This window comes from Pseudomonas sp. GM24, assembly GCF_000282235.1.
In the GTDB taxonomy this organism is placed as follows: domain Bacteria; phylum Pseudomonadota; class Gammaproteobacteria; order Pseudomonadales; family Pseudomonadaceae; genus Aquipseudomonas.
The window spans coordinates 1-4,271 of the sequence record NZ_AKJR01000078.1 but is presented as its reverse complement, the minus strand read 5'-3'; the positions used below and the strand labels follow the sequence as shown (position 1 = coordinate 4,271).

The following is a 4,271-nucleotide window of genomic DNA, read 5'->3' as shown; positions in this document are numbered from 1 at the left end:
CCACAGTGACCGAGTCGTACACATAATCTGTAAACGACCCGAAACCTGTGGGAGCTGGCTTGCCAGCGATGAGGCCATCAGCATCAGCTGAAAAATCACAGGCAACAAAAAAGGCCCGCATTGCTGCGGGCCTTCTTGTTTTCAGCGCTGGAGCAGGGCGGTTTAGCCCGCTACCAACACCCGAATCGCTTCCAGTCGCAACGCAGCCTTATCCAGCATCGCCAGACCTTGCTCACGCTGTTCACGCAGCGCCACCAGTTCGCTGTCGCGCACGGTCGGGTTGACCGCTTGCAACGCGGTCAGGCGCGCCAGTTCTTCGTCGGTGTCGGCCGCCAGACGGCGACGGGCCTCGGCCACGCGCTCGGCGTGACGCGGGGCGATCTTGTCTTCACCGGCGTTGATCCGTGGCGTCAGCTGATCGCGCTGGGCCTGGATGAACTTGTTGGCGCTGGCACGTGGCACGCTTTCCAGCTGATCGTTCAAGGTTTCGAACGAGACGCGCGCCGACAGGTCGTTGCCGTTGGCATCAAGCAGGCAGCGCAGGGCGGCCGGCGGCAGGTAACGGCCCAGTTGCAGCGAACGCGGCGCTACCACTTCGCTGACATAAAGCAGTTCGAGCAGTACGGTGCCTGGCTTCAACGCCTTGTTCTTGATCAGCGCGACGGCGGTGTTGCCCATCGAACCGGACAGCACCAGATCCATGCCGCCCTGCACCATCGGGTGTTCCCAGGTGATGAACTGCATGTCTTCGCGCGACAGCGCCTGGTTGCGGTCGTAGGTGATGGTCACGCCTTCGTCGTCGCCCAGCGGGAAGCTGGCGTCGAGCATTTTCTCGCTCGGCTTGAGGATCAGGGCGTTTTCCGAATGGTCTTCGCTGTCGATGCCGAACGCGTCGAACAGGGTTTCCATGTAGATCGGCAGGGCGAACTGATCGTCTTGCTCGAGAATATCCTCGACCAGCGCTTCACCTTCGCCAGCACCGCCGGAGTTGAGTTCCAGCAAACGGTCGCGGCCGGTGTGCAGCTCGGCTTCCAGACGCTCGCGCTCGGACCGCGCTTCGTCGATCAGCGCTTGCCACTCGCCGTCGTCGGCTTCTTCGAGCAGCGGCAGCAGGCGCGGACCGAACTGATGCTGCAAGGCGTTGCCGGTCGGGCAGGTGTTGAGGAACGCGTTCAGCGCTTCGTGATACCACTGGAACAGGCGCTCTTGCGGGCTGGTTTCCAGGTACGGCACGTGCAGTTCGATGATGTGCTTCTGGCCGATCCGGTCGAGACGACCAATACGCTGCTCGAGCAGGTCCGGGTGCGACGGCAGATCGAACAGCACCAAGTGGTGAGCGAACTGGAAGTTGCGACCTTCACTGCCGATTTCCGAGCAGATCAGCACTTGTGCGCCGAACTCTTCGTCGGCGAAGTAAGCGGCGGCGCGGTCACGCTCAAGGATGTTCATGCCTTCATGGAACACCGTGGCCGGGATGCCGGAACGCACGCGCAGGGCGTCTTCCAGGTCCATCGCGGTTTCGGCGTGGGCGCAGATCACCAGCACTTTGGTGCGCTTGAGCATTTTCAGTTGATCGATCAGCCACTCGACACGCGGGTCGAATTTCCACCAGCGCTCTTCTTCGCTGGCGTCTGGTTGCGCCTGGAAGCTGACTTCCGGGTACAGCTCAGCGTGTTCGCCCAGCGGCAGTTCGAGGTATTCGTCCGGGCACGGCAGCGGGTACGGGTGCAGTTTGCGCTCAGGGAAACCCTGCACGGCGGCGCGGGTATTACGGAACAGCACGCGACCGGTGCCGTGGCGATCGAGCAGTTCGCGCACGAGGCGGGCGCTGGCTTCGGTGTCGCCATCGTTGACCGCGGTCAGCAGGGCTTCGCCTTCGTTGCCGAGGAAGCCGTGAATGGTTTTGTGCGCTTCGGCCGAGAGACGGCCCTTGTCGAGCAGCTCCTGAACGGCTTCGGCCACCGGCCGATAGTTGTCGCTCTCGGCGCGGAAGGCGGCCAGGTCGTGGAAACGGTTCGGGTCGAGCAGGCGCAGACGGGCGAAGTGGCTGTCCTGACCGAGTTGTTCCGGGGTGGCGGTGAGCAGCAGCACGCCCGGGATGACTTCGGCGAGTTGCTCGACCAGCGAGTATTCCGGGCTGGCCTTTTCTTCGTGCCAGACCAAGTGGTGCGCTTCGTCGACCACCAGCAGATCCCAACCGGCAGCAAACAGTGCGTCCTGAGCCTTCTCGTCATCGACCAGCCACTCCAGCGCGACCAGCGCCAGTTGCGTGTCTTCGAACGGGTTGGTGGCATCGCTTTCGATGAAGCGTTCTTCGTCGAACAGCGCGACCTGCAGGTTGAAGCGGCGGCGCATCTCCACCAGCCACTGGTGCTGGAGGTTTTCCGGGACGAGGATCAGCACGCGGTTGGCGCGGCCCGAGAGCAGTTGGCGATGGATCACCAGACCGGCTTCGATGGTTTTACCCAGACCCACTTCGTCCGCCAGCAAAACGCGCGGGGCGATACGGTCGGCGACTTCACGGGCGATGTGCAATTGGTGCGCGATTGGCTGCGCGCGAACGCCACCCAGGCCCCAGAGCGATGATTGCAACTGGCGGCTGGTGTGTTCGAGAGTGTTGTAACGCAGCGAGAACCACGCCAGCGGATCGATCTGGCCGGCGAACAGACGGTCGCTGGCCAGACGGAACTGGATGAAGTTCGACAGCTGGGTTTCCGGCAGGGTGACGGCTTCGTTCTGCCCGTTGAGACCGTGATAGACCATCAGGCCGTCGACATCGTCGACTTGCTGCACGGTCATCTTCCAGCCTTCGAAGTGGGTGATGCTGTCACCCGGCGAGAACCGCACGCGGGTCAGGGGCGCATTCCGTAGCGCGTACTGGCGGGTTTCGCCAGTGGCCGGGTAAAGCACGGTCAACAAGCGGCCGTCCTGTGCCAGAACGGTGCCTAAACCAAGCTCTGCTTCGCTGTCACTGATCCAGCGTTGCCCCGGTTGATACTGCTGCGCCATGCTGCCTGACTCCCACCTTGAAAAAGCGGGCTATCTTAACGGAATGAGGGCTTCAGGGCCAAAGATTACTGGCGTAGGAGCTGCCGCAGGCTGCGATCTTTTGATCTTTGAGAACCCTTGAGGTTTGAGCTGTCTGATAAAGATCGCAGCCTTCGGCAGCTCCTACACGTGCCAAGTGCGTCACAGATTTGCGACGGATGGCTCAAGGCGCCTTTGCCGCAGCCGATAGCCTGCAGACAGGAGACCCTTTATATGTTGCCACCGATGCTCCCTCTGAGCGCTGTGCCGATCACTTCCCAGCAGGATCCGATCCGCCAGCGGCCGGACATTCCTCCGGTGGTGCCGGTGCAGGAAAGCTCCAACGAAAGCACGATCGATTTGCAAAAGCGCGATCCTGAAGAGGATCGACTGCTGGCGCGTGAAGAGCAGCGCCGTCAACAAGAACGTGATCGCCGTCGTCGCGAAGCCGATGAAGACCCGGAAGAACACCTGGCCGTGCCCGGCACCGAGTTGAACGCCGATAACACCGTGCCGGTGGTGCCGCTAATGGAAGATCAGCCGCGTCAGGGCTTGTGGGTCGATATCGAGATCTGATCTTCGGCTGGTCAGCGCTGGTGTGACGTTGCATTATTGGCGCAGTCCTGCCGGTGATGTGGCAGTTGTGATTCTTTCAAGTGATTTACTGACGCCATGAGCCAAGACGACAAACTGATTGACCTCAGTACTGAACGCGCCAAGCGCGTGCATGACATTAAAGAGAAGCGGCTGAACGAAGTGCGCCAGGCGTTCGAACAGGCGATGCCGTTGGGAAAAGCCAAGAAAAAGTCGAAAAACAAGCCGAAAAAGCGTTGATCTCTGCCTGCATCCGTTGATGCAGGTCATTTAATTTCCCTCCTTTACTCTCCTTCGTTGCTGGTATTGATCCCGGTCAATTTGTGCGCCTGTGTGTTTGGTAACTTAGTTCCATCGCAGCAGAGCAGAGGCCCAGGAGGCCAGTCATGTTTTTCGATAACGTGGTGTTTGCCGGGGTCCTGACTGTAGGGCTGATGGTTCTGTTTTTTGCAGGGTTTGGATTTTTTATCTGGAAGGATGCGAATAAGCGCAAGAAGTGATTCTTCTGGATTGATGAGCACGCAAGGCATTTTGGGGCGACTTCGGTTGCCCCTTTTTTTTGTGTCTTGGCGGCCTTTGGGCCGACCATGCTTTGGGTGTGCTTTGTGAATATCCGTTGCTGCGGTAACGGCGGCTTAGGGTTCCGCCCT

The 4,271-nt window shown here is 60.4% G+C and carries 4 protein-coding genes; 3 read left to right on the top strand and 1 reads right to left on the bottom strand.

The window, feature by feature from the left end:
- Positions 1-162 precede the first annotated feature (162 nt).
- Positions 163-3,009 carry an RNA polymerase-associated protein RapA gene (rapA, locus tag PMI23_RS11845; protein ID WP_007918493.1) on the bottom strand — a complete coding sequence of 949 codons (2,847 nt, stop codon included), beginning with the start codon at positions 3,007-3,009 and terminating at the stop codon, positions 163-165.
- A gap of 252 nt (positions 3,010-3,261) precedes the next feature.
- On the opposite strand from rapA, the gene PMI23_RS11840 reads away from it, so the two are divergent.
- The 3 genes from PMI23_RS11840 to ccoM all read left to right on the top strand — a co-directional run bounded on the left by PMI23_RS11840 (position 3,262) and on the right by ccoM (position 4,121).
- A complete protein-coding gene (locus tag PMI23_RS11840) occupies positions 3,262-3,603 on the top strand; it encodes a hypothetical protein (protein ID WP_003222394.1) in 342 nt (113 codons plus the stop codon).
- 96 nt (positions 3,604-3,699) lie between these two features.
- On the top strand, positions 3,700-3,861 hold the full coding sequence (locus PMI23_RS29850; protein WP_007918490.1) for a hypothetical protein: 162 nt from the start codon (positions 3,700-3,702) through the stop codon (positions 3,859-3,861).
- A 146-nt stretch (positions 3,862-4,007) separates the two neighbouring features.
- Positions 4,008-4,121 (top strand): cytochrome c oxidase subunit CcoM, encoded by a 114-nt coding sequence (gene ccoM, locus PMI23_RS30190; RefSeq protein WP_003222396.1) that lies wholly within the window; start codon positions 4,008-4,010, stop codon positions 4,119-4,121.
- The last annotated feature ends 150 nt before the right edge of the window (positions 4,122-4,271 follow it).